The organism is Luteimonas sp. MC1825 (assembly GCF_014764385.1).
Taxonomy (GTDB): Bacteria; Pseudomonadota; Gammaproteobacteria; order Xanthomonadales; family Xanthomonadaceae; genus Luteimonas.
This window is the reverse complement of the sequence record NZ_CP061714.1, coordinates 662,872-686,152: the sequence shown is the minus strand read 5'-3', so window position 1 is coordinate 686,152 and position 23,281 is coordinate 662,872. Positions and strand designations below refer to the sequence as shown.

The following is a 23,281-nucleotide window of genomic DNA, read 5'->3' as shown; positions in this document are numbered from 1 at the left end:
GCTGTCCCGCCATGCCGTTGCCCTCCGTGTTTTCCCTGTTGCCTGGCCGTGGCCGCGGCCTTGCCGTCGCCCTGGTCCTTGTCGCCGCGGCGTGCCTGCTGGTCGCCTGCGCGGGGGCCGACGTCGTCGATGCGCGCGCGGCTTCCGGCGCGAGCGCACCGCTCGCCTTCATCGTGGTGCGCCATGCGGAAAAGGTGGATGACTCGCGCGACCCTGCCCTCTCCGCCACCGGCGAGGTCCGTGCGCGCGCCCTGGCGGTGCAGTTGCGAGACACACCCCTGGTCGCGGCCTGGACCAGCCCGTTCGCACGCACGCGCCAGACCGCGCTGGCCACGGCGCAGGCGCACGGGCTGCAACCCCGCGAATACGATGCCGCGCTGCCCGCCCCGCAACTGGCGGCGATGCTGCGCGACGCGCACCGCCACGGCACGGTGCTGGTGGTCGGCCACAGCAACACCGTGCCGGCGATCGTCGCCGCGCTCTGCGACTGCCAGGTGGATCCCATCGACGACGCCACCTACGGCGGCCGCTACGACATCGACCACGATGCCGATGGCCGTCCGCGCCTGCGCACCGGGTCGTTCTGATGGGCGCGGAGCTGGAACTGCGTGACCGCTTCCACAAGCCGCTGCGCACCGTGGCCGGATTCCATGCCAGCGTCGACCCCGATGGCGCCACCGTGCACGCGGCCGCGGTACTGCTGGACGCCGACACGCTGGCGCTGCTGGCGTGCGAAGTTGTCAGCCTCGCGCTGCCGGACGGCGCGGACCCCGCGTCCTTCGACACGCTGCCCGCCCTGCTTGCCGCGCTCAAGGCGCTGCCGCGCGCACCGGATCTCGCATTCGTCCATGGCCATGGCGGTGCCCGTCCAGGCCACGCGGGCATCGCCACGCGTTTCGGCGTGGGCGCCGACCTGCCCTGCATCGGCGTGGCCGACACCATCGTCGCCGGCGGCGGCCCGGATCCGCACCAGACGCGTGGCGCCTACACCGCCCTGCGCAGCCAGGCCCGCGGCCCGCAGATCGGCTGGCTGTTGCGCAGCAAGCCGGGCAGCGCGCCACTGGTCGTCTCGCCCGGGCACCGCGTGGCCATGGCCTCGGCCGCCGACCTCGTGGTGCGTTTCACCACCACGCACCGGCAGCCCGAACCCGACCGGCTTGCCGCCCAGCTGGTGGCGCGGCACGCGCGCAGCTGACGCGCGTACGCTGCGTTGCACCGCAAGGTGCCGCCGGCGCCCCGGCAACCTGCGATGCTGGCACCCGTCGACCGCCATGGAGGCACAGCATGACCCTCGTCATCCGTCCGCGTGAACACGATCTCGGTGGCGGGTTCGCCGTACGGCGCGCGATTCCGACGATCGAAGCGCGCAGCGTCGGGCCGTTCGTGTTCGCAGACCACATGGGGCCCGCCGTCTTCGAACGCGGCGCCGGGCTCGACGTGCGCCCGCACCCGCACATCGGGCTGGCCACGGTGACCTACCTGTGGTCGGGCACCATCAACCATCGCGACACGCTCGGCTGCAACCAGGACATCCTCCCCGGTGACGTCAACTGGATGACCGCCGGTCGCGGCATCGCCCATTCCGAGCGCACGCCACGCGCGGTGCGCCAGTCCTCCCACCCGATCCACGGCATGCAGACCTGGGTGGCGCTGCCGAAGCCGGACGAAGAGACCGCTCCGGAATTCCACCACCACGCCGCGGCCACCCTGCCCACGATCACGCTGCCCGGCGCACGGCTGCGGGTGATCGCCGGCCGGGCCTGGGGCGAGGTATCGCCGGTACGCGTGTTCAGCGAGATCCTCAACGTCGCGATCGATCTCGCGCCGGACGCGGAGCTGCGCATCGCCGCCGACCAGCCGGAGCGCGCGCTCTACATCCTGGAAGGCGAGGCGCAGCTCGACGGCGTCGACATCCCCGCGCGCCACCTGGTACTGCCGGAGGCCGGCAGCGCCGCGGTGCTGCGCGCCAGGACGCCGCTGAAGGCGATGCTCCTCGGTGGCACCCCGCTCGACGGCCGTCGGCACGTCTGGTGGAACTTCGTGTCGTCGTCCAGGGAACGCATCGAACAGGCCAAGGCCGACTGGCTGGCGGGGCGTTTCGGTGAGATCGAGGGTGACAACGAGTTCATTCCCCTGCCCGAACAGTGACGCAGGTCACAAAATGACAGGTCCCCACAAGGGAGTATCAAGACGCCAGCGCCTTGTCCTGCGCTGCCCGGGGGGGACCACACAATGAAAACGATCCTGCTGGCTTCGGCCTGCCTGATGATATCCGGCGCCGTGCACGCGCAATCGCAGTCCGGCGGCGGCTGTCCGGCCCTGCCCGCCGACAGCGGCCTGGCCTGGGAAAAACTCGACGGCAGGGGCTACACCTTCTGCAAGGCGATCCGCGCCAGCGACGGCGGCCAGGTGCTGGCGGTGATGCTCAGCGCCGAAGCGCCTTTCAAGCCGCGGCGCGGCGATCGCGTGAACGAGACCATGATCGACGGTCAGCCGACATGGTGGTATCGCGGCGAACTGGCCGACACGACCGGCGTCAAGGTCAGGGAGACGATCGTCGAACTGGGTCGCGACCAGGTCGCGCACATCTCGCTGCGCGCCGGCAGCGACCAGGAGATGTCGCAGGCGATGTCGGTGGCCGAGTCGCTGCACTTCGGCGACGTGCTCGTCTCCAGCAACTGATCCCCGTCCGCGCGCGTTGACAAGGCGCAAACACGTGGCGGACCGCGCGTGGTCCGCCGTGGCGCCGATCGTCGGCGCGATCATCGGCGGCGGCCTGTACGGTTGGCTCGGCCGCGACGACATGCCGAGCACCGGCACGCCCTGAGCATCTGCGCCGGGCGGCGACCATCCGCCGCCCGGCGCATTGTCAGAAGCGGCCTTCCTGCAGGTCCACGAAGGCCTGCATCAGCTCCGCTCGGGTGTTCATCACGAACGGCCCGTGGCGGGCGACCGGCTCGCGCAGTGGGCGGCCGGACACCAGCAGCAGGCGCGCACCCGCCGTGCCGGCCTGCACGCGCAGCAGGTCGCCGCCGCCGAGGATGCCGAGCTCGTGCGCGACGAGCTGGCGCGCCTCGTCGCCATTGCCGAACATCGCATCACCCTCGAACACGTAGGCGAAGGCATTGTGGCCTTCCGGCAGGCGGTGTTCCCAGGGCGCGCCCGGCGCGAGCGACGCATCGAGGTACATCGGATCGGTCGCCGGCTGCTCGATCGGGCCACGGACGCGCACGCCATCGGCACCCGCGACTTCACCGGCCACCACACGCACCTCCACGCCCTCGGCCACCGCCACCAGCGGGATCCGCTCGGGTGCGAACTCCTGGTAGCGCGGCGCGGTCATCTTGTCCTTCGCCGGCAGGTTCACCCACAACTGGAAGCCGCGCATGCGGCCTTCCTGCTGCTCGGGCATCTCCGAGTGCACAAGGCCGCGGCCGGCGGTCATCCACTGCACGCTGCCGGGCACCAGCAAGCCTTCGTTGCCGTGGTTGTCGCGATGGCGCATGCGCCCGTCGAGCATGTAGGTGACGGTCTCGAAGCCGCGATGCGGATGGTCCGGGAAGCCGGCGAGGTAGTCCTCGGGCCGGTCGGTGCCGAACTCGTCGAGCAGCAGGAACGGATCGAGATCGGCAAGTTCGGGGCTGCCGATCACGCGCGTGAGCTTCACGCCGGCGCCGTCGGACGCCGCGCGACCGCGCACCTTGCGGACGATGCGGGTGGAATCGAAAGGGGTGGCCGGGGACATGGCGTGGTTCCTGGATGTGTCTGCACACATCATCGGGGCGGCGCGCGTGCATCACAGCACCGCTGTTGCAACGCTGCGGTCCCGCGGCTCCGCACACCGGCCCGATGCCCCGGCGGCGGGGCCAGCGTCGCCCGCCAGCCGCGCGGATCACTCCGTCCTAGGCGCGCCGCCGCAGCCGCCAGGCGCGATGGATGCGCGGATTGCGCGCGAAGTCCTGGGGGATGGTCGCGGCACTGATGTCCTCGCACTCGGCGAACTCGGCTACCGCCACGTAATCGAGACGGAAACGCCGGTAGTTGTTCGAGAAGTACAGGACACCGTCGTCCGACAGGCGATCGACCGCGGCCCGCAGCAGGCGCACGTGCTGGGCCTGCATGTCGAAGTCGTCGGCGCGCGCGGAGTTGGAGAACGTCGGCGGGTCGCAGAACACCAGGTCGTAATACCCGTCGTCGGCCTCCAGCCAGGCGACCGCGTCGGCCTGCACCATGCGGTGGCGGCTGCCACCCAGCGGACGACCGTCGACGCTGTTGCCGCGCAGGTTGTCGGCGGCCCACTGCAGGTACGTGGCCGACAGGTCGACGCTGGTGGTGCTGGCCGCGCCGCCGACCGCCGCCTGCACGGTGGCCGCGCCGGTGTAGCAGAACAGGTTGAGAAAATGCTTGCCGCGCGCCTCCTGGTACAGGCGGCGGCGCAGTGGCCGGTGGTCGAGGAACAGGCCGGTGTCGAGGTAGTCGAACAGGTTGACGCGCAGCCGCGCCGCGCCCTCGCGCACCTGCAGGAACTCGCCGCGGCGGTCGAAGCCGTCGGCGTACTTGCTGCCGCCCTTGCCGCGCGCCCGCACCTTGGTGGCCACGCGCTCGCGCGGCACGCCGAAGACCTCGCGCGCGGCTGCCAGCACCTCGCCGAAGCGGCGACGCACGTCGGCCTCGGGGATGTCGGCCGGTGCGGCGTATTCCTGCACGTGAAGCCAGGTGGCATCCGGGTCGTCGGCCTCGGTATAGACATCGACCGCCACGGCGTACTCGGGCAGGTCGGCGTCGTAGGCGCGGAAGCAGGCCACGTCCTCGCGGGCCCGCCATGACTTCAGCGCGCGCAGGTTCTTGCGCAGGCGGTTGGCAAGCATCTGCGCACCCGGCGTCAGCGCGCGCGGCGTGGCGTCCTCGCGCACTGGCGGCAGCACCGGGTCGCTGACCAGCAGGCTGCATTCCAGCGCGCCGTTGAACAGCTGGTAGACCTTCTGCGCGCGCAGCTTGGTGGCGCGGGCGAGATCGGCGCTGCCGCACAGCAGGCTGGCGCGCCAGCCCGGCACGACCCGGCGCAGGCTGTCACCGAGCGTGCGGTACAGCTGGGCATCCGCGAACAGGCGCGCGTCGTAGGGCGGGTTGCAGACCACCAGCCCGCGCGGCTGCGCCATCGGCTGCAGCGCCGCGACCTGGCGTTCGTCGAAGGCGATGGCGTCGCGGAACCCGGCGGCCGTGGCGTTCTCGCGCGCGGCGCGCAGTGCCGCGGGATCGTAGTCGCTGCCGAAGAACACCTGGCGCAGCGCGCCGCGGCCGGCACGTTCGCGCTCGAGTGCCTCGGTGCGCAGGCTTGCCCAGGCGCCGGCATCGAACCCGCTCCAGCGCGACGGCAGCGCATCGCCGTGGCGCATCAGGCCCGGCGCGACGTCGGCGGCCATCGCCGCGCCCTCGACCAGCAGCGTCCCGCTGCCGCACATCGGATCCAGCAGGGCGCCGCCCTCGGCATACACCTGCGGCCACCGGCCGCGCATCAGGACCGCCGCGGCCAGGGTTTCCTTGAGCGGTGCCTCGCCCTGCGCGCGGCGCCAGCCGCGGCGGTGCATCGGTCCGCCACCCAGGTCGACCGAGAGCACCGCGCGGCCCTTGCGCACCACCAGGTTCAGGCGCAGGTCGGGAGCGTCGAGGTCGACGTCGGGGCGATCACCGGTGTCGGCGCGCAGGCTGTCGACCACGCCGTCCTTGACCCGTTGCGCGGCGAAGCGCGCGTGGGTGATGCCGGTGCCCGACACATGCGCGTCCACCGCCAGGGTGAGCCCGGGTGCGAGATGTTCGGCCCACGGCAGTGCCACGACATTGCGGTACAGCGTGTCTTCGTCGTCGCAATAGAACTCGGTCAGCGGCCACAGCACGCGGCTGGCCAGGCGCGACCAGAGCACCGCGCGCTGCGCATCCACCAGGCTGCCTTCGACATGCGCGCCGGCCATCGTGGCGGTGGCGTGCGTGCAGCCGAGCGCGACCAGCTCGTCGGCGAGCAGGTATTCCAGGCCCTTGCCGCAGCTTGCGAAGAACTTCACGGCGCGGCCGCTTCGAGCAGTCCGGCGAACAGCGTGGCCGACGCCTCCACATGCGAGGACAGGCGATGGCCGTCATCGACCAGCAACAGGCGGTCGCTGCGTGCACCGGCCCAGCCGACGACATCCGCGGCCGGGATGAGCTCGTCGTGCCAGCCGTGGATGATCGTGGTGGGCACGCGCGCGGCAGCCAGCGGGTAATCGGCGTCCAGGCGCACCGGTGGCGCCATCAGGAACAGCGCCCGCACCGGCACCCGCAGCGACACCTGCCCGGAAATCCACGCACCCAGGCTCGAACCCGCCAGCACCAGCGGCCCCTGCGCGGCGCGCGGTTCCGCCAGCGCCTGCAGGCGCGCGAGGCGCTGCGCGACGTGGCCGAGACGGCCGAATTCGCTGCGCGCGTCGAGATCGGTGTAATCCGGGCGCTCGTGGCTCCAGCCCAGGCGCTCCGCGACCTCGGCGAGGGCGGCGACCTTGGTGGCATCGGGACCGCTCTCGAAGCCGTGCGAGAGGATGCAGTGGCCGCGGACGGTCATGGTTCGGTGGGAATCTGCGGCGACATGCGTGAATGCTAGCATCGCCGCGATTGCCCCCTTGGCCATGACGTGCGCCTGGACCCCCTGCCCTACGAGCACCTGCTGGACGCGCGCCCGCTGTCGCAGGTCGACCTGGCGGTGATCCACTGCACCGAACTTCCCGACCTCGCCACCGCCCGTGCATACGGCGAGCGCGTGCTGTATCCGGCCTCGGGCACCGGCAACAGCGGCCACTGGTACATCGACCGCGATGGAGACACCGTGCGCTACGTCGATCCCACGCGCATCGCCCACCACGTGCGCGGCCACAACCCGCGTTCGGTCGGGATCGAACTGGTCAACACCGGGCGCTGGCCGCACTGGCTGGATTCACGGCACCAGGCGATGGACGAGGCGTATCCCGAGGCGCAGCTCGCGGCGCTGGACGCGCTGCTCGGCGCGCTGGTGGACGCATTGCCCGCGCTGCGCTGGATCGCCGGCCACGAGGAACTCGATACGGATACGGTCGCGGCCAGCGACGATCCCGGCGTCCTCGTGCAGCGCAAGCGCGACCCCGGCCCGCTGTTCCCCTGGCCGCGCATCCTGCGCGCCACCCCGTTGCGGCGGCTGCCGCGTCCCTGATGCGCGGGCCACGGCCCGTATAATCGGCGGATGCCCAACAGTGCCCCCGCCCCCGCCTCCGAACTTGTCGACCTGCTCTCCCTGGAACGCCTGGAGGACAACCTGTTCCGTGGCCAGAGCCGCGACATCGGCACCAAGTACGTGTTCGGCGGCCAGGTGCTGGGCCAGGCGCTGTCGGCCGCGCACGCCACGCTCGAGCAGCCGCGCGACGCCAACTCGCTGCATGCCTACTTCCTGCGCGCCGGCGACGTTGATTCGCCGATCGTCTACGACGTCGACCGCACCCGCGACGGCGGCAGCTTCTCGGTGCGGCGGGTCACGGCGATCCAGCATGGCAAGGTGATCTTCTTCTGCGCCGCGTCGTTCCAGCAGCACGAGGACGGCGCCGAGCACCAGCTGTCGATGCCCGAGGTGCCCTCCCCCGACGACATCGAACCGGCGCCCGGCGTGCCGGAGGCGGTGCTGGCCACCCTGTCCACCAAGGTGCGGCGCTGGCTCGACCGCAGCGGCCCGTTCGAATTCCGCCACGTGTATCCGCGCGACGAACTCAACCCGCCCAAGCGCCCGCCCTACCAGCAGGTCTGGTTCCGTCTGGCGGAGAAGGTCGGCGACGCGCCCGAACTGCACCGTGCGCTGCTGGCCTATGCGTCCGACTTCCACCTGCTCGGCACGGCCACCTTCCCGCACGGCATCAGCTACTACCAGCCGAACGTGCAGATGGCGTCCCTCGACCACGCGCTGTGGTTCCACCGCCCGTTCCGCGCCGACGACTGGCTGCTGTATTCGCTCGACAGTCCCAGCGCGCAGGGCGCCCGCGGCCTGGCGCGCGGCATGATCTACGACCGCGGCGGCCGGCTGGTCGCCAGCACCGCGCAGGAAGGCATGATCCGGGTGGTCGCCGCCGATCGCGCCGGCCCCGTGCGGGCCAAGGACTGACGCCGTGCGCCAGCTGTTTTCCAGCCCGCGCATCGAGAACGTCGAGGCGGTCGCCAGGCTGCTCGAGGATGCCGGCATCGAGGTGCGGATCAGCAACGGCCGCTCCTACCGCGGCGCGATCCGCGGCAATTTCAGCTACCGCGACGGCAGCGACAGCGCGCCGCGCCCGGCGGTCTGGGTGCTGCGCTCCGACCAGCAGCCCGAAGCGCGGCAGCTGTTGCGCGAAGCCGGCCTGCTGCAGGCGTCGCCGGCGCGCACCGAAGGCTTCCTGCCGCCGGCCGCGATCGCCGGCGGCGACCGCAGCCCACTCGCCGCGCGCGGTGGCGGACGCCTCCGTTACGGCCTGCTGATGGGGATCGCGGTGATCGCGGCGGTGGTGATCGTCAATTTCAACAGCGGCGACAAGCCGATGCCGGCCGATCCAGCGCGCGTGGTCGCGGCTGCGCCCGACGCCGGACGCGCGTCCGCGCCCACCGCGACGGACGTCGCCGGTGCGGCCGGGCTGGACATGCTCGCCACGCTTCCGGAGCAGGTCCACGGCGTTCCCACGCCGCCGCTGTTGGCCGCGACCCTGTTGCGCAGCGCGCTCGATGACCGCGCAGCCAAGCGTGCCTGCCTCGCGATCGACGCCGCCGACCCGCCAGCCGGGCTGATCGCCACCTTGGCGGCCGACGGCCTGGACGTGGTTCCCGCATCCTCGGAACGCTGCGAAGAAGCGGACCGCACCCGGATCGAGGTACGCGACTACCGCACCGACGGCTCCGGCACCGGCAGCGTGCAGCTGGCGGTGGCCGGCGAGCCGGCGCGCGAGCTGGCGGTGCGGCGCGACGGCAACGCCTGGCGGCGGGTCGACGCGCCCTGAGTCGCCGCCGGTCACATCCGGCGGCCTGCACGCGTCCCGGTACCATTGACGCGGCCCCGATGTGCCGCCACGAGCCGCCCGATGCCCACCTCAGCGATCGACGCCCTCATCCACCGCGACCTTCCGGCCGCCGCGAACGGCTGCGAACACGCCTACGGCCGGATCATCGTCGCCAGCCAGAACACCGTGACCGCGGTGGCGCTGGCGATCACCCGCGACGTGACCGCCAGCGAGGACATCGCGCAGGAAGCGTTCCTGTCCGCGTGGCAGAACCTGAAGCGACTGCAGAACGCCGCCAGCTTCCTGCCGTGGCTGCGCCAGATCACCCGCAACCTGGCCTACGACCACCTGCGCAGCCTGCGCCATCGCAACGTGCATGGCGAGGCCGCGGAGCTGGCCATCGCGCACGCCGCCGACCCGTCGGCGCTGCCCGACGAGCGCCTGCTCGACGCCGAGCGCGAACAGCTTGCCGCCGACCTGATTTCCGAACTGCCCGAGGAAAGCCGCGAAGTCCTGCTGTTGTACTACCGCGAGGGCCAGAACTCGCGCCAGGTGGCGTCGCTGCTGGGCCTGTCCGATGCCGCCGTGCGCAAGCGCCTGTCGCGGGCGCGCAAGAGCGTGCGCGGCGACCTGATCGGTCGCTTCAGCGAGTTCGCGCGCGGCAGCGCGCCGGGCACGGCATTCGCCGTCGGCGTGGTGGCGATGCTGGGGGTGGCGCGCCCGGCGGCCGCGGCGGGCTTTGCGAAGGCGGCACCGGCGGTGGTCGGCGGCCTGCTCGGCAAGAGCGTGCTCGGCACGGCCGGGGCACTCGGCGGTGGCCTGCTGGCCACGCTGATCACCGCCTGGCTGTGCCGGCGCATGCTGCTCGGTTATGCGGAAAACGACGCGGAACGCGAAGAAGTCATCCGCGTCTACCACAGCTATCTGTGGACCTCGCTTGCTGCGGTGGCGGTCACCCTGGTCGCGGCCTTCGCGTTCGAAAGCAGGGTGCCGGCTTCGGCGCTCGCGCTGGCGGCGATAGCAGTGCTGAACTACCAGTTGCTCGGCCCCGTCCAGAAGACCATGGCACCACTGCTGCGACGCGACGCGCAACGCCATCCGGGCGGCGCCAAATGGCGCCAGCTCGGCTATCGCCTGACCTTCGGCTACAGCGGCGTGCTGGTAAGCAACATCGCGATCATCGGCGGGATCGTGCTGCTGTACCTGCACGGCTGAGAGAAAAGATTGACCCGGAGCGCCATGCACCGGATCGCGGGGTGTGCCGCTGCAACCACCGCGTACCGCAGCGAACCGGTGCCAAGGCCGAGCAAAAAAAATGGCCCGCGCCTTGCAGCGCGGGCCACCGGCGCCGGGGGTCCCGGCGCCACCCCGTCATTGGATCAGCGGCGCGCGCCGGCCTCGAGCTCCGCCTTGCCCAGGAGGCCGTCGCGGTTGTCGTCCATCCACGCGAAGCGCTTCGCCAGGCGCGGCATCTTCTCGTCCACCTCGACCCGGCTCAGCTTGCCGTCCTTGTTGAGATCGGCGGCGGTGAACGACGCGGTGAAGCGGCGCTCGCGCTCGCTGCGCATCTGCGCCTGCATGCGCTCGCCGTGCGCCATCGCCTCGCTGCGCACGACATGGCCGTCCTTGTTGGTGTCGATGGCGTCGAAATCGATCGCCATGCGCGCACCGTGCGGCTTGCCGGCCGGCTGCGTGACACCGTCATGGCCCGCATGGCGCGACCCGCGACGTGGTGCGCCGGCCTTGCCGGCGTCCGGCTTCGCCGCGGCGCGCGCCTCGCGGGCGGCCGTGTGGGCGGCCCGGCCGGCGTCGAACTCGGCGCGGCTGACACGGCCGTCGGCATCGCTGTCGAAGCGCTCGATGCCGCCGCCGAAGCCCATCATGCCGGCGCCATGGCCGCGACGGCCGTGGTGGCCCTGGCCGTGGCGCTGCGGACGCTCGCCGGCGAGCGCAGGCTGCGCAGCCCCGGCCTGCGACTGGGTAACGCGCGCGGGGGCGTCAGCCTGCGCGCTGGCGACGGACGCCGCGCCGAGCGCGGCGACGGAGAGTGCGGTGGCGAGAAACAGGGCATGACGCTTCATGCGTGACTCCTTTGCGCAGCGACATTGCTGCATGTGCACCGGTCAACGCCCACCGCGCCGCCGGGTTGACGCCGCGGCCAACACGTTCAGCCGGCGGTCGGTTCGCAGCACCTGCGACACGCGGCGCTATCCTGTGCGCATGCACCGCGCCCGCCACGTGCCACCGCGAATTGCCCGCCGCCATGGCTGAGCAGGGCGCCATGCGCCTGTTCCACACCGCGGAGCATGCCTGCGGCTACTGGCCCGAACGCGAGGCGCGCGACCTCGTGCTCGACCCGGGCGACCCGCGCCTGCCAGCCGCCTATCCGCGCGCGCTGGAACGCGGATTTCGCCGCTCCGGCGACCTGGTGTACCGCCCGCACTGCCACGGCTGCCACGCCTGCGTCGCGGTGCGCATCCCGGTCGCGGATTTCAGGCCCGACCGCAGCCAGCGTCGGTGCAGGGCGCGCAACGCCGATGTCGAGGCGCGCATCACCACGCCTGGCGAAACCGACGAACGCTTCGCGCTGTACCGCCGCTACCTCACCGGCCGCCATGCCGGCGGCGGCATGGACGCGCACGGCAAGGCGGAGTTCGACCAGTTCCTGGTCGGCAGCTGGTCCGATGGGCGCTTCCTGGAACTGCGCATCGACCATCGCCTGGTCGCCGTGGCGGTCACCGACCTGGTCGATGATGCGCTGTCGGCGGTCTACACCTTCTACGATCCCGACGAGGCCGCGCGCGGCCTGGGTACGCTGGCGGTCCTGCACCAGCTGGACTGGGCGCGCCGTGACGCGCGTCGCCACCTCTACCTCGGCTATTGGATCCAGGGACACCGCAAGATGGATTACAAGCGCAGGTTCCAACCCCTCGAACGCTTCGACGGCCGCAACTGGCAGTCCTTTCCACGCCAGGAGTGCGGCGCATGAGCAGGCGCGCCGCCACGCGCCGCTGGGCGATGCTGCTGTGCTGCGCGCTGCTTGCCGGCTGCGTGCGCGTGAACGTCCACGGCGACCCCGGACAGGCCATGACCCGACCCGACACCCTGCGCATCGCCAGCTACAACACCTCGCTGTATTCCGACGAGGCCGGCGGCCTGCAGCGGCGGCTCGCGACCGGCGACGCCAACGCGCGCAAGGTGGCCGCGGTGCTGCAGCGCGTGCGCCCGGACATCGTGCTGCTCAACGAGTTCGACCACGACCCCGAGGGCCGCGCAGCCGACCTGTTCCAGCGCGACTACCTCGGCCAGCCGCAGGCCGGCGGCGGCGAGGCGCTGCGCTATCCGTACCGCTATTTCGCGCCCGTCAACACCGGCGTGCCCAGCGGCCTGGACCTCGACCGCAGCGGCACCGTCGGCGCCGCGGCGGCGGCACCCGGCGAGACCCCGGCGGCGCGGCGCGAGCGCGGCAACGATGCCTGGGGCTACGGCCTGCACCCGGGCCAGTACGGCATGCTGCTGCTGTCGATGCATCCGATCGACGCGGCCGCGGCCCGCACGTTCCAGCTGCTGCGCTGGAGCGCGATGCCCAGGGCGGCGCGGCCGCTCGATCCCGCGACAGGCGCGCCGTGGCACGCGGACGCAATCTGGAACCAGCTGCGGCTGTCGTCGAAATCGCACTGGGACGTGCCGGTGCGCACGCCGCTGGGCGTGGTGCACGTGCTGGCCTCGCACCCCACCCCGCCGGTGTTCGACGGCGCCGAGCGCCGCAACAGTGCGCGCAACCACGACGAGATCCGGCTGTGGAGCGAATACCTCTCGGCGGGCAACGCGGACTGGCTATGCGATGACCAGGGGCGCTGCGGCGGGCTGGCCGCGGGCGCGCGCTTTGCCATCCTCGGCGACCTCAACAACGATCCCGCCGACGGCGACGGTCGCCACGAAGCGATCGTCGAACTGCTGGCGCATCCGCGGGTGCTGCGCATGGCCACGCCGCGTGGCGATGGCGCTGCCTACGCTGCAGGTGCCGACAAGCCCGGACGGCGCGGCGCGGTCGCGCATGCCACCGGCGATTTCGGCGCGCGGGTCGGACCGCTGCGGCTGGATTACGTGCTGCCGTCGAGCGGGTTCCGCGCCATCGACAGCGGCGTGTTCTGGCCGGCGCCGGGCACGCCGGATGCCGCGATCATCGATGGCAGCGACCACCGCCTGGTGTGGGTGGATCTCGCCGGGTGACCTGATCCTCCACCCGCTCGAGGGGGAAGATGCCCGGGCCTATGGGGCGGGCTTGGCCGCCGCGTCGCCGGGGTCGGCCACCGGCGCCACGTCGCCACCAGGGCCGCCTTCCGGCACGGACTGCGGTGGGGCACTGGCGGGAGGCGCCGGCCCGGCGATGACCGGCAGCGCGCCGGCCGCAGCGTCGTAGGTCCGCGGCCCGAAGCCGAACATGCCACCACTCTGCCGCGACACGACCATGCGCACCATCGTTGCCGGCACCATCATTTCCAGGGTCACGTCCTCGCCGGCGGGCGTGTGGCCCTTCATCGTCATTTCGATCAGGCCACCGCCGGTGTCGATCTCGTCGCACGACAGGTGCTGGCCGACCACCGGGTTGTCCTGGATGTAGGGCTTGATCGCCTCGCCCAGCGCTTCGAGTGCCTGCGGGAAGAAGAACACGGCATAGCCGTCACGGCCTTTCATCGCGGGTCGGTTCCTGTCGGTTGCGTGGTCGCCATCATCGCAGGTCGATGCTGAGCGCCGCGGCGGCGTGACGCGCGCTCGCGCGGGCACTGTCGACATCGGCCGCGCGCGCCAGGGTCACCGCGACGCGGCGCTGGCCTTCAACGCGCGGCTTGCCGAACAGGCGCAGCGCGGTGTCGGGCGCGCGCAGCGCGGCATCGACATTGCCGAACTCCGGCACGCCGTGGCCTTCGGCCAGCACCGCGCACGAGGCCGATGCGCCCCACTGGCGGATCACCGGCACCGGCAGCCCGAGGATCGCGCGCGCATGCAGCGCGAACTGGCTCAGCTCCTGCGAGACCAGGGTGACCAGGCCGGTGTCGTGCGGCCGCGGCGACACTTCCGAGAACCACACCTCGTCGCCCTTCACGAACAGTTCGACGCCGAACACGCCCCAGCCGCCGAGATCGTCGGTGACCGCGCGCGCGACCGCCTGCGAGCGCGCCAGCGCCGCGGGCGTCATCCGCGGCTCCGGCTGCCAGCTCTCGCGGTAGTCGCCGTCGCGCTGCAGGTGGCCGATCGGCTCGCAGAACGTGGTGCCGGCCGCGTGGCGCACGGTCAGCAGGGTGATCTCGTAGTCGAAGTCGACGAAGCCCTCGACGATCACGCGCCCGGCGCCGGCGCGGCCGCCGCGCTGCGCGTAGTCCCAGGCGGCGTCGATGTCGGCCTCCGCGCGCAGCGTGCTCTGGCCCTTGCCGGACGACGACATCACCGGCTTGACCACGCAAGGCAGGCCGATCGCGGCGACGGCCGCGCGGTATTCGGCATGCGTGTCGACGAAGCGGTACGGCGAGGTCGGCAGGCCAAGCGTTTCGGCCGCGAGCCGGCGGATGCCTTCGCGGTCCATGGTCAGCCAGGCCGCGCGCGCCGTCGGTACCACCCGCAGCACGGGGCCGTCCTCGCCCCCCGCAGCGGCGGATTCGCGCTCCAGGTCGACCAGGGTGCGGGTGGCGATGGCCTCGAGTTCCGGCACCACGATGTGCGGGCGCTCCTGGTCGATCAGCCGGCAGACCGCGTCGCCGTCGAGCATGTCCAGCACGTGGCTGCGGTGGGCAACCTGCATCGCCGGCGCGTCGGCGTAGCGGTCGGCGGCGACCACCTCCACCCCCAGGCGCTGCAGTTCGATCGCGACTTCCTTGCCCAGCTCGCCGGAACCGAGCAGCAGGACACGGGTGGCATGTGCGGAGAGCGGTGTACCAAGGCGGATCATCCGGATTCCTGGCGGCAAGGGGATGCCAGTGTATGGGGCACAATCGACTCCTGATCGCCGCACCGCCCCGAGAGGATCCAGATGACCGCCATCGACGCCCGCCGCCCTGCGCGCCTTCGCCGCGCCGCCCGCTTCGCCCTCGCCGGCTTCGTTGCCAGCCTGCTGCTCGCCTCCACGGCCTGCGCCCGGCCCGCCGCGCCGGTGACCGACGACGAGGCGGTCGCCATCGCCACGCGCTTCCTGGACCTGTTCGACGCCGGCAAGGTCGACGAGGCGCGCGACGCGTTCTCGGTGGACCTGCGCGACACGCTGAGCGTGGAAGACCTGCAGCGGACCCACGCCGTCTACGCGCGGCGTGCGCCCGAGAGCACGCGCGGCGAGCCGCGGGTGGAGCGGGTCGGCGACGCGGCGGTGGTGGAAGTACCGGTGCAGCGCGGCCAGCTGGTGATGCAGGCCTCGATCACCGTGGGGCCGGACCGACGGATCGAAGGCCTGTTCTACAACCTTGACCAAGGCCCGCAGGCCGGACCCGCGCCCGCCGCGGACGGTGCCACCGGGCCGGCTGGCGACACGGACGCGGCGCCCGGCGCCGACACCGATGCGGATGCCGATGCCGGAACCGGCGCCGGCGTCGCCGCCTAGGCCACGGCCATGCGCCGCGGCAGCGACCGGATCCTGTGCAATACCCCGGAGATCGAACTCTGGCCGGGGGGCGTGCTGCGCGCGCGCGGCAACCGCGATGCCCGTGCGCTGGCCCGTGCGCGCACGGTCCTGCGCCGCAAGCGCGACGGCGCGCTGCTGGCCGCGGAACTGCCCGAAGGCCTGCTCGCGCTGGTGCCGCGGCTGGCGCGCGAACCCGGCATCGATGCCGCCCTCGAAGCACTCGCACATCCGGTCCACCATGAACGCGCCGGCCTGGATGCGGTCGCCACGCTCCCCGTGCAGCGGATCGAAGCAAGGCTGGAGGCGCTGGGCATCGACGGCCACGCCTACGCCGCGCGCACCGGCCTGGAACTGGTGCCGGAACCCGCGTGGCTCGCGCACGCCGGCCACGACCGCTACCGCCGCGCGCTGTGGCTGCGCGCCGATGCCGCGCGGGCCTGGCGGGTGATGGTGGCGGCCGCGCTGCGCGAGGGCATCGTACTGGAGGCGATCTCCGGCTACCGCAGCCACGACTACCAGCTCGGCATCCTCGAGCGGAAGCTGGCCCGCGGGCTGGCGCTCGAAGCGATCCTGGCGGTGAACGCGGCCCCGGGCTGGTCCGAACACCATTCCGGCCGGGCGCTGGATATTTCGGCCCCCGGCGAACCCGCCGCCGAGGAAAGCTTCGAAGCCACCCCGGCGTTCGCCTGGCTGACAACCAACGCCGGCGCGCACGGCTTCACCATGAGTTACCCGCGCGACAACCCCCACGGAATCGTCCACGAACCCTGGCACTGGCGCTTCGGGGCCTGAGCGGCACGGATTGAGCTCGCCGCCGGCTCCCGCTACAGTGGAGTCCAAGCAAATCATTGCCGCCGACCATTCCGCGCCCCGGGGCCGACGCCAGTCGACCCGGGGCGTCTTGCTGGCGGCAGGCCCACATGCAGGAGAAGCACGCGTGGAAACCCGACCCAAGATCATCATGTCCAGCCTGGACGCCGAGCGGCTCGAAAGCCTGCTCGAATCCCTCCCGGACGGCAGCTTCCCCGGCCGCGCGGCGCTCGAGGCCGAGCTGCTGCGCGCCGAAGTGGTCGGCCCGAAGGACGTGCCGCCCACCGTGGTCACCATGAATTCCACCGTGCGCTTCCGCGTCGGCCCGGGAGAGGACTTCAACCTGACCCTGGTCTATCCACGTGATGCCGACGGCAGCGCCGACCGCATTTCGGTACTGGCCCCGGTAGGCAGCGCCCTGCTCGGCCTGTCGCAGGGCGACGAGATGGAATGGCCCAAGCCCGGCGGCGGCACCGTCAAGGTGCGCATCGAAGAAGTCACCTACCAGCCCGAACGGGCCGGCGAGTACCACCGCTGAGCGGCGCCGGCGCCTACGCGGCGTCGGGACCCAGCACCTGGCGCAGGAACGGCACCGTCACCCGCCGCTGCGCCGCCAGCGATGCCCGGTCCAGGGCATCGAGCTGCGCCGTCAGGCCGGCCAGGTCCCGCCCGGTGCGCCGCAGCAGCCACGCGATCGCCGCCTCGTCGAACTGCAGCCCGCGACGTCGCGCGCGCAGCCGCAACACCTCGGAGCGGCCCTCGTCATCCAGCGGTTGCAGCGTGATGCGCACGCACTGCGCCAGCCGCGAACGCAGGTCGGGCAGGCCAGGCGGCAGCGCATCCGGCGCGGCCCGCGCGGCATAGAGCACCTGGCTGCCGGTTGCGCGCGCGCGGTTGTGGAAATCGAACAGCGCGATCTCGTCGGCACGCGCGCCGGCAATGGCCTCAAGGCCGTCCAGCGCGACCAGCGCCATGCCGTCCAGCGCCTCCAGCGCGTCACCCAGCCGTCCCGCGGCCGCGGCCAGCGGCACGTACGCGGTGCGCCGGCCGTGTGCCTCGGCCTCGGCACAGGCCGCCAGCGCGAGATGGGTCTTGCCTGTGCCGGCGGCGCCGGCGAGGTACAGCCACTCGCCCTCGCCCATGGCAAGCACGCGCATCTGCTCGAGCGCGCCCGCCGGTGCACCGACGAAGCTGTCGAATCGCTGGTCGGGTGGATAGCGCAGCGCCAGCGGCAACTGCCTGCTCACGTGCCGCCGCTGTCCTTTTCCGCGTGGTCATCCGGCAGCACGATGGTCGGCCCGCCAGACGCGACCACGATGGTCGGCGCCTGCCCGGCATACAGGCGGCTGGCCGTGTAGCGCTCATGGGCAAAGCGCAGCAGCACGTTCGCCACCGCCGCCGCGGGCAGCGCCAGCAGCATGCCCAGGAAGCCGAACAGCTGGCCACCGGCGAGCACCGCGAAGATCACCGCAACCGGGTGCAGGCCGATGCGGTCGCCCACCAGCTTGGGCGTCAGCCAGTAGCTCTCGATCACCTGTCCGATGCCGAACACCACCAGCACCCCGGCCACGTGTTGCCAGTCGCCGAACTGCACCAGCGCCGCGATCACGCCGAGCACGATGCCGCTGGCCGGCCCGAGGTAGGGCACGAAGGTCAGCAGGCCGGCGATCAGGCCGATCAGCAGGCCCACCTCGAGGCCGACGCCCCACAGCCCGACGCCGTACATCACGCCGAGGATCAGCATGACCAGGAATTGCCCGCGCAGGAAGCCGCCCAGCACATCGCTGGAATCGCGCGCCAGCCGCGTCACGGTATCGAGGTGGTCGCGCGGGACCATCGCCGCCACGCGCTCCACCATGCGGTCCCAGTCGCGCAGGAAGAAGAACGTGATCACCGGCAGCAGCACCAGGTTGGTCACCCAGCCCAGCACCGCGAAGCCCGAGCGCGACACGAAGCCGAGCGCGGTGGCGGCCATCCCGCCGGCGCGCTCCCAGTGGTCGCGCACGTACGTGGTCAGGCGCTCCGGGTCCAGCCAGCCGAGGATGTCCAGGCCGGTGCGCGCTTCCACCCAGGGCAGGGCCGTCTGCAGCAGCCAGTCGCCATAGCCGGGCAGCGATTCCACCAGGGTGGACACCTGCCGCACGATCATCGGCACCAGGATCAGCAGCGCCAGTGCCAGCAGCAGCAGCATCGCGGTGAACACCAGCAGCACCGCGACGTTGCGCGAGCGACCACGCGCCTCGAGCCGGTCGACCAGCGGATCGCCCAGCCACGCCAGCATCGCGGCGAGCACGAACGGGGTCAGCACCGGTGCCAGCACCCACACCAGCCAACCGACCGCCAGCAGCAGCGCGGCGCGCTGCAGGCGCACCAGGAAGCGCGAGATCACGACATCGGGCCCGTCGGGCAGGGTTGGCTGGCTCATCGCAGGATGAACACCGGCGGCACGCCCTCGATGTTGTCCGGCGACTCGGCCAGCACGTCGCCGTCCAGCACGCGCCGGAAGCCCGCCAGGCCGGTCAGCAGGTCGAGCTCGAGCTCCAGCGTGTTGGGCGTCGCGCGCAGCGGGCGGATGCCGCGCACCACCGAAGTGGAATGCAGCCACGACGACAGGCGCACGAAATCGCTGGCGCTGCCGATGCCGCTGATGACCACGCGCTCGACGCCCGGCTGGCCGACGGGACTGGCCTTGGCATAGCGTCGGACCAGGGCATTGGCGGCGCCGTCGGCACCGCCGGCGATCGCGCGGCGGGCGCTGGCCTCTTCGGTTGTCCAGGTCGACAGCACGCGGCCCGCGTCGACGAAGGTCCAGTCGGCCTTCCAGCCGCCACCACCGCGGTACAGCTTGCCGATCAGCTGCATCGGCGGGTTGTAGCGCGCCGACAGGCGCGCGATCGCCGCGGTGTCGCCGCGCCAGATGGCCCCCACCGTCGCCTGCTCGGCGGCGCTGCCGTTCGGCAGGCCCAGGCGGTAGCCGCGTTCGATGGCGCGGTCGAGTACCGGCCGTGCCACGGTGTTCTGCGCCAGCGCCACCAGGCGTGGGCCGCTGCCGTCATCGATCGCCAGCCACAGCACCGGCTTCGGGCGCGGCTGCGGCCAGACCGGCAGGCCCAGCGTGGCGACGATCGCGTCCACGTCGTCCTCGCGGAAGCGCACCACCAAGGTGGTCGAGTAGGTCGGCGCACCCGCGGCGGAGCGGCCTTCGTCCTGGCGATAGTCGTACCCGGCGACGAAATCCCCGGCGCGGCGCAGTTCGCGCGCCACGCCCGGGCGACCAGCGACGCTGCGATCGCCGGACAACTTGCCGAGCACCTGCGCGAGGGCGCGCGAATATGCCGACTGCCGCGCCGCCTCGGCCTGGCTGGACACCGTCACCTCGGCCTCGTACAGCCCCTGGGCACCGGCGCGATCTCCTTCCATGCGCTGCGCCTGCGCCCATCCGGGAACCAGCAGTGCGACCAGCAACACAAGCAGCCACGCCTTCGACATTGTCGTTCCCAGGATCCGGTTCATGGCGAAATGGTGCCGCAGTGGGGGCGTGGCGTCCATGAAGGTCGCTCCGGGACTGCTAAAATCGCCGTTTCCCCGTCCCGGCGAGCCATCGTGACCACCCCCATCCCGCTGACCTACCGCGACGCAGGCGTCGATATCGATGCCGGCAACGAAGTCGTCGAGCGCATCAAGCCGCTGGTGAAGCGGACCTTCCGCCCCGAGGTGATGGGCGGCCTGGGCGGCTTCGGTGCGCTGTTCGACATGTCCGGCAAGTACCGCGAGCCGGTGCTGGTCTCCGGTACCGACGGCGTGGGCACCAAGCTGAAGCTCGCGCAGCAGCTCGGCCGCCACGACACCATCGGCATCGACCTGGTGGGCATGTGCGTCAACGACGTGCTGGTGCAGGGCGCCGAGCCGTTGTTCTTCCTCGACTATTTCGCCACCGGCAAGCTCGACATCGACACCACGGTCGCCGTCGTGGGCGGCATCGCGCGCGGCTGCGAGCTCGCCGGCTGCGCGCTGATCGGCGGCGAAACCGCCGAGATGCCGGACATGTACGCGCCGGGCGACTACGACCTGGCCGGATTCACGGTCGGCGCGGTGGAGAAATCCGAGTTGCGCGACGGCGGCCGCGTGCAGGCCGGCGACCTGCTGATCGGCATCGCGTCCAGTGGCCCGCACTCCAACGGTTACTCGCTGGTGCGCCGCATCTACGACCGCGCCGGGCGCCCCGGCGACCTCGACCTCGGCGGCACCCGCCTCGACGACGCGCTGATGGCGCCGACCGCGCTGTACGTGAAGCCGATCCTGGAACTGCTGCGCGGCGCGGAGGGCGATGCCGTGCATGCCATGGCGCACATCACCGGCGGCGGCCTGACCGAGAACATCATCCGCGTGGTGCCCGAAGGGCTGGGCCTGCGCATCGATGCCTCCAGTTGGACGATGCCCGCGGTATTCGACTGGCTGCAGCGCGAAGGTGCGGTGGCGCGCGAGGAAATGTGGCGCACGTTCAACTGCGGCATCGGCTTCGTGCTGGTGGTGTCGGCGACGCGCGCGGCGGCGGTGGAGGCGAAGCTCGACGCGCTTGCGCTCGGCCACTGGCGCATCGGCGAAGTGGTCGCTGCCGGCGACGCGCCGCGCGTGCACATCGGCTGACGGCGATCGCCGTGGCCACCCCCGACGCTGCGGCGGCCTCACCGCGACTGGTGGTGCTGGCATCGGGGCGCGGCAGCAACCTGCAGGCGCTGCTCGACGCCATTGCCGAAGGACGCCTGCCTGCACGCGTCGTGGGCGTGCTCGGCGATCGCCCCAAGGCACCCGCGCTGGCGCGCGCGCACGCGGCCGGTATTCCCGCGCTCGCCCTGCGCCCGCGCGACTTCGCGTCACGCGACGCGTTCGATGCCGCGCTGTTCGCCGAAGTCGTCGCCCTGCAACCGGATTTCATCGTCTGTGCCGGCTACATGCGCCTGCTGGGTGCCACCGTGCTGGCGCCGTGGGCGGGGCGCATCGTCAACATCCACCCGTCGCTGCTGCCGGCGTTCAAGGGCCTGGACACGCATGCGCGCGCGATCGCGGCGGGGGTGGCCGAACATGGCGCGAGCGTGCATTTCGTCACCGCCGACCTCGACGGTGGCCCGGTGATCGCGCAGGCGCGGGTTGCGGTTCAGCCGGATGACGACGCCGCGACGCTCGCCGCGCGCGTCCTCGAGGTTGAATACCCCCTGCTCGTGGCGACACTGGGGTTGCTCGTCAGCGGTCGCCTTGCGCTGCGGGGCGGCGTGGTGCTGCTGGACCGGCGCGTCATCGACACGCCGCTTCAGCTGGCAGCCAACCACCTCGCAGCATGATGGGCGTTCGATGAAGACCACTCCCGCCCTGCTGGCGCTGTGCCTGTTCCCGCTGCTGGCGTCGGCCGCCGCGGTCGACGCGCAGCGCGTGCCGGACGCGGTGCCGGTCGCGCCGCGGGCGACCGACAGCGCGCCGGCGGCGCTTTCGCCTTTCATCGCGACCTATGACGCACGCAATGCCGGCAAGCCCGCGGGCACCGCCAGCATGCGCCTGGCGCGCGAGCCGGCGCGCTGGCGCGTCGAGCTCGACATCACCGGCAACCGTGGCGTGGCGCGCCTGGTGCAGCTCGACATCGACCAGGAAACCCTGTTCGACGAGCGCGACGGGCAGTACCGGCCGCTGAGCCAGAGCACGGTGCGCAAGGCGCTGTTCTTCGGCCGCAAGGTGCACGGCACCTACGACTGGGGCAGGCGCGAGGCGCGCTGGACGGGCGACATCAAGGAGGCGCGCCGCGCGCCCGTGGTGCTGCGCGAGGGCGACATGAGCGGGCTGCTCATCAACCTGGCGATCGTGCGCGATGCCGCACCGGGCCGCACCCTGCACTACCGCTTCGTCGATGGCGGGCGCGTGCGCGACCACGAATACGCCGTGTCGACCGGCACCGAGAACGTCGTCGTCGACGGGCTCAGCTACGACGCCATGCGTGTTTCACGCACCAATGGCGGCAATGATGAAACGATCTTCTGGGTGGCACGTGGTGTTCCGACGCCGGTGCGCATCCTGCAGCGGCAGGATGGCGAAGACGCCATCGACCTGCAGCTGACCGCTTACCAAGGAGTGCAATAGATGCCGATGTCCAACCGCCGAAAGCCCCTCATCGCGGTCGCCGCCGCGCTGGTCGCGATGGCCAGTGCGCCGGCACTCGCGATCAAGCCGTTCTCCGCCGACTACGCGGCGAATTACAAGGGCATGGAAGCGACCGCGACCATGAGCCTCGCCAGCAAGGGCAACGAACGCTGGGAGTACCGCCTCGACCTCGCCGGCATGGGCGCCGAAATGGCGCAGAGCACCGTGTTCGAAGTCCATGACGGACAGTGGCGACCGATCTCGAGCACCGACAGCCAGCGCGGCACCAATGGCCTGGCGGCCATGCTGGTGAAGCGCAAGGCGGTGACCGCGAATTACGACTGGAACCAGGGGGTTGCGCGCTGGACCGGCGACGTCAAGCCGGACCGTGCCGGCCCGGTGGCGCTGCAGGCGGGCGACCTGGACGGCATGCTGATGAACCTGGTGCTGGTGCGCGACGTGGCCGCCGGCAAGCCGCTGGACTATCGGCTGGTGGAGGACGGGCGGGCCAAGCGCCAGCAGTTCACGGTCGCCGGCGAGGAGACCATCGCGGTTGCCGGCAAGTCGCACAAGGCGACGCGCGTGGTGCGCAAGGACGGCAAGCGCGAAATCATCGCCTGGGTGGTCGACGGGCTGCCGGTCCCGGCACGCGTGCTGCAGCGCCGCGACGGCAAGGACGACATCGACCTGCGGCTGACCGCGGTCAAGTGAAGTCCCCCGCGAA

The 23,281-nt window shown here is 71.9% G+C and carries 26 protein-coding genes; 17 read left to right on the top strand and 9 right to left on the bottom strand.

Annotated elements, in window-relative coordinates:
- Window positions 1–11: 11 nt before the first annotated feature.
- From IDM46_RS03215 to IDM46_RS03200, 4 genes are all read left to right on the top strand, one after another.
- Window positions 12–587, top strand: a complete 576-nt coding sequence (locus IDM46_RS03215) for a phosphoglycerate mutase family protein (RefSeq protein ID WP_182822580.1) — start codon at window positions 12–14, stop codon at window positions 585–587.
- A complete protein-coding gene (locus IDM46_RS03210) occupies window positions 587–1,195 on the top strand; it encodes an endonuclease V (protein WP_182822583.1) in 609 nt (202 codons plus the stop codon). Before IDM46_RS03215 ends, IDM46_RS03210 begins: the two co-directional genes overlap by 1 nt.
- An 89-nt stretch (window positions 1,196–1,284) precedes the next feature.
- Window positions 1,285–2,148 (top strand): pirin family protein, encoded by an 864-nt coding sequence (locus tag IDM46_RS03205; RefSeq protein WP_182822585.1) that lies wholly within the window; start codon window positions 1,285–1,287, stop codon window positions 2,146–2,148.
- 84 nt (window positions 2,149–2,232) lie between these two features.
- Window positions 2,233–2,682 carry a hypothetical protein gene (locus IDM46_RS03200; RefSeq protein WP_182822587.1) on the top strand — a complete coding sequence of 150 codons (450 nt, stop codon included), beginning with the start codon at window positions 2,233–2,235 and terminating at the stop codon, window positions 2,680–2,682.
- Window positions 2,683–2,869: 187 nt separating this feature from the next.
- Here IDM46_RS03200 and IDM46_RS03195 read toward each other — a convergent pair whose 3' ends face one another.
- From IDM46_RS03195 to IDM46_RS03185, 3 genes are all read right to left on the bottom strand, one after another.
- Window positions 2,870–3,745, bottom strand: a complete 876-nt coding sequence (locus tag IDM46_RS03195; protein ID WP_182822589.1) for a pirin family protein — start codon at window positions 3,743–3,745, stop codon at window positions 2,870–2,872.
- Between the two features lie 157 nt (window positions 3,746–3,902).
- Window positions 3,903–6,059, bottom strand: a complete 2,157-nt coding sequence (rlmKL, locus tag IDM46_RS03190; protein ID WP_185114789.1) for a bifunctional 23S rRNA (guanine(2069)-N(7))-methyltransferase RlmK/23S rRNA (guanine(2445)-N(2))-methyltransferase RlmL — start codon at window positions 6,057–6,059, stop codon at window positions 3,903–3,905.
- Window positions 6,056–6,592: a hypothetical protein gene (locus IDM46_RS03185; protein WP_185114788.1), complete on the bottom strand. Its 537-nt coding sequence runs from the start codon at window positions 6,590–6,592 to the stop codon at window positions 6,056–6,058. Before IDM46_RS03185 ends, rlmKL begins: the two co-directional genes overlap by 4 nt.
- A 69-nt stretch (window positions 6,593–6,661) precedes the next feature.
- On the opposite strand from IDM46_RS03185, the gene IDM46_RS03180 reads away from it, so the two are divergent.
- The 4 genes from IDM46_RS03180 (at window position 6,662) to IDM46_RS03165 (ending at window position 10,226) form a co-directional block, all read left to right on the top strand.
- On the top strand, window positions 6,662–7,213 hold the full coding sequence (locus IDM46_RS03180) for an N-acetylmuramoyl-L-alanine amidase (protein WP_185114787.1): 552 nt from the start codon (window positions 6,662–6,664) through the stop codon (window positions 7,211–7,213).
- A gap of 30 nt (window positions 7,214–7,243) precedes the next feature.
- Window positions 7,244–8,149 carry an acyl-CoA thioesterase II gene (gene tesB / locus IDM46_RS03175; protein ID WP_182822597.1) on the top strand — a complete coding sequence of 302 codons (906 nt, stop codon included), beginning with the start codon at window positions 7,244–7,246 and terminating at the stop codon, window positions 8,147–8,149.
- 4 nt (window positions 8,150–8,153) lie between these two features.
- The gene (locus IDM46_RS03170; protein WP_185114786.1) at window positions 8,154–9,011 is read left to right on the top strand and encodes a DUF2007 domain-containing protein; all 858 of its coding nucleotides are present in this window, start codon (window positions 8,154–8,156) and stop codon (window positions 9,009–9,011) included.
- Between the two features lie 81 nt (window positions 9,012–9,092).
- A complete protein-coding gene (locus tag IDM46_RS03165; RefSeq protein WP_185114785.1) occupies window positions 9,093–10,226 on the top strand; it encodes a sigma-70 family RNA polymerase sigma factor in 1,134 nt (377 codons plus the stop codon).
- Window positions 10,227–10,390: 164 nt separating this feature from the next.
- Here IDM46_RS03165 and IDM46_RS03160 read toward each other — a convergent pair whose 3' ends face one another.
- The gene (locus IDM46_RS03160; RefSeq protein WP_185114784.1) at window positions 10,391–11,092 is read right to left on the bottom strand and encodes a hypothetical protein; all 702 of its coding nucleotides are present in this window, start codon (window positions 11,090–11,092) and stop codon (window positions 10,391–10,393) included.
- A gap of 182 nt (window positions 11,093–11,274) precedes the next feature.
- Between IDM46_RS03160 and IDM46_RS03155 the strand changes: the two genes are divergently transcribed.
- Both IDM46_RS03155 and IDM46_RS03150 read left to right on the top strand, forming a co-directional pair.
- Window positions 11,275–12,000, top strand: coding sequence for an arginyltransferase (locus IDM46_RS03155; RefSeq protein ID WP_185114783.1), 726 nt, complete (start codon window positions 11,275–11,277; stop codon window positions 11,998–12,000).
- Window positions 11,997–13,244, top strand: coding sequence for an endonuclease/exonuclease/phosphatase family protein (locus IDM46_RS03150; protein ID WP_185114782.1), 1,248 nt, complete (start codon window positions 11,997–11,999; stop codon window positions 13,242–13,244). The genes IDM46_RS03155 and IDM46_RS03150 overlap by 4 nt, the downstream gene beginning before the upstream one ends.
- A 39-nt stretch (window positions 13,245–13,283) precedes the next feature.
- Here the strand turns inward: IDM46_RS03150 and IDM46_RS03145 are convergent, their stop codons facing one another.
- Window positions 13,284–13,709 (bottom strand): hypothetical protein, encoded by a 426-nt coding sequence (locus IDM46_RS03145; protein WP_182822605.1) that lies wholly within the window; start codon window positions 13,707–13,709, stop codon window positions 13,284–13,286.
- 34 nt (window positions 13,710–13,743) lie between these two features.
- Entirely contained in the window at window positions 13,744–14,958 is a 1,215-nt protein-coding gene (gene purT / locus IDM46_RS03140; protein ID WP_185114781.1) for a formate-dependent phosphoribosylglycinamide formyltransferase, read from the bottom strand.
- An 81-nt stretch (window positions 14,959–15,039) separates the two neighbouring features.
- On the opposite strand from purT, the gene IDM46_RS03135 reads away from it, so the two are divergent.
- The 3 genes from IDM46_RS03135 to rnk all read left to right on the top strand — a co-directional run bounded on the left by IDM46_RS03135 (window position 15,040) and on the right by rnk (window position 16,969).
- Entirely contained in the window at window positions 15,040–15,600 is a 561-nt protein-coding gene (locus tag IDM46_RS03135) for a hypothetical protein (protein WP_185114780.1), read from the top strand.
- Between the two features lie 9 nt (window positions 15,601–15,609).
- Window positions 15,610–16,413, top strand: coding sequence for a M15 family metallopeptidase (locus tag IDM46_RS03130; protein ID WP_185114779.1), 804 nt, complete (start codon window positions 15,610–15,612; stop codon window positions 16,411–16,413).
- 145 nt (window positions 16,414–16,558) lie between these two features.
- Entirely contained in the window at window positions 16,559–16,969 is a 411-nt protein-coding gene (gene rnk, locus IDM46_RS03125) for a nucleoside diphosphate kinase regulator (RefSeq protein ID WP_182822613.1), read from the top strand.
- Between the two features lie 13 nt (window positions 16,970–16,982).
- On the opposite strand, the gene hda is transcribed toward rnk, so the two are convergent.
- The 3 genes from hda to IDM46_RS03110 are packed head-to-tail and all read right to left on the bottom strand — an operon-like array spanning window position 16,983 to window position 19,932.
- Complete coding sequence (hda, locus tag IDM46_RS03120; protein ID WP_182822615.1) at window positions 16,983–17,678, bottom strand: DnaA regulatory inactivator Hda; 696 nt, start codon at window positions 17,676–17,678, stop codon at window positions 16,983–16,985.
- Window positions 17,675–18,841 (bottom strand): AI-2E family transporter, encoded by a 1,167-nt coding sequence (locus IDM46_RS03115; RefSeq protein ID WP_182823837.1) that lies wholly within the window; start codon window positions 18,839–18,841, stop codon window positions 17,675–17,677. Before IDM46_RS03115 ends, hda begins: the two co-directional genes overlap by 4 nt.
- 11 nt (window positions 18,842–18,852) lie before the next feature.
- A complete protein-coding gene (locus IDM46_RS03110; RefSeq protein WP_185115244.1) occupies window positions 18,853–19,932 on the bottom strand; it encodes a DUF2066 domain-containing protein in 1,080 nt (359 codons plus the stop codon).
- Window positions 19,933–20,034: 102 nt separating this feature from the next.
- On the opposite strand from IDM46_RS03110, the gene purM reads away from it, so the two are divergent.
- The 4 genes from purM to IDM46_RS03090 are packed head-to-tail and all read left to right on the top strand — an operon-like array spanning window position 20,035 to window position 23,268.
- A complete protein-coding gene (gene purM, locus IDM46_RS03105; protein WP_223878015.1) occupies window positions 20,035–21,078 on the top strand; it encodes a phosphoribosylformylglycinamidine cyclo-ligase in 1,044 nt (347 codons plus the stop codon).
- A gap of 11 nt (window positions 21,079–21,089) precedes the next feature.
- Window positions 21,090–21,770, top strand: coding sequence for a phosphoribosylglycinamide formyltransferase (purN, locus tag IDM46_RS03100; protein WP_223878014.1), 681 nt, complete (start codon window positions 21,090–21,092; stop codon window positions 21,768–21,770).
- Between the two features lie 10 nt (window positions 21,771–21,780).
- Window positions 21,781–22,557, top strand: coding sequence for a DUF3108 domain-containing protein (locus IDM46_RS03095; RefSeq protein WP_185114777.1), 777 nt, complete (start codon window positions 21,781–21,783; stop codon window positions 22,555–22,557).
- Window positions 22,558–23,268 (top strand): DUF3108 domain-containing protein, encoded by a 711-nt coding sequence (locus IDM46_RS03090; RefSeq protein WP_182822621.1) that lies wholly within the window; start codon window positions 22,558–22,560, stop codon window positions 23,266–23,268.
- Window positions 23,269–23,281: the final 13 nt, after the last annotated feature.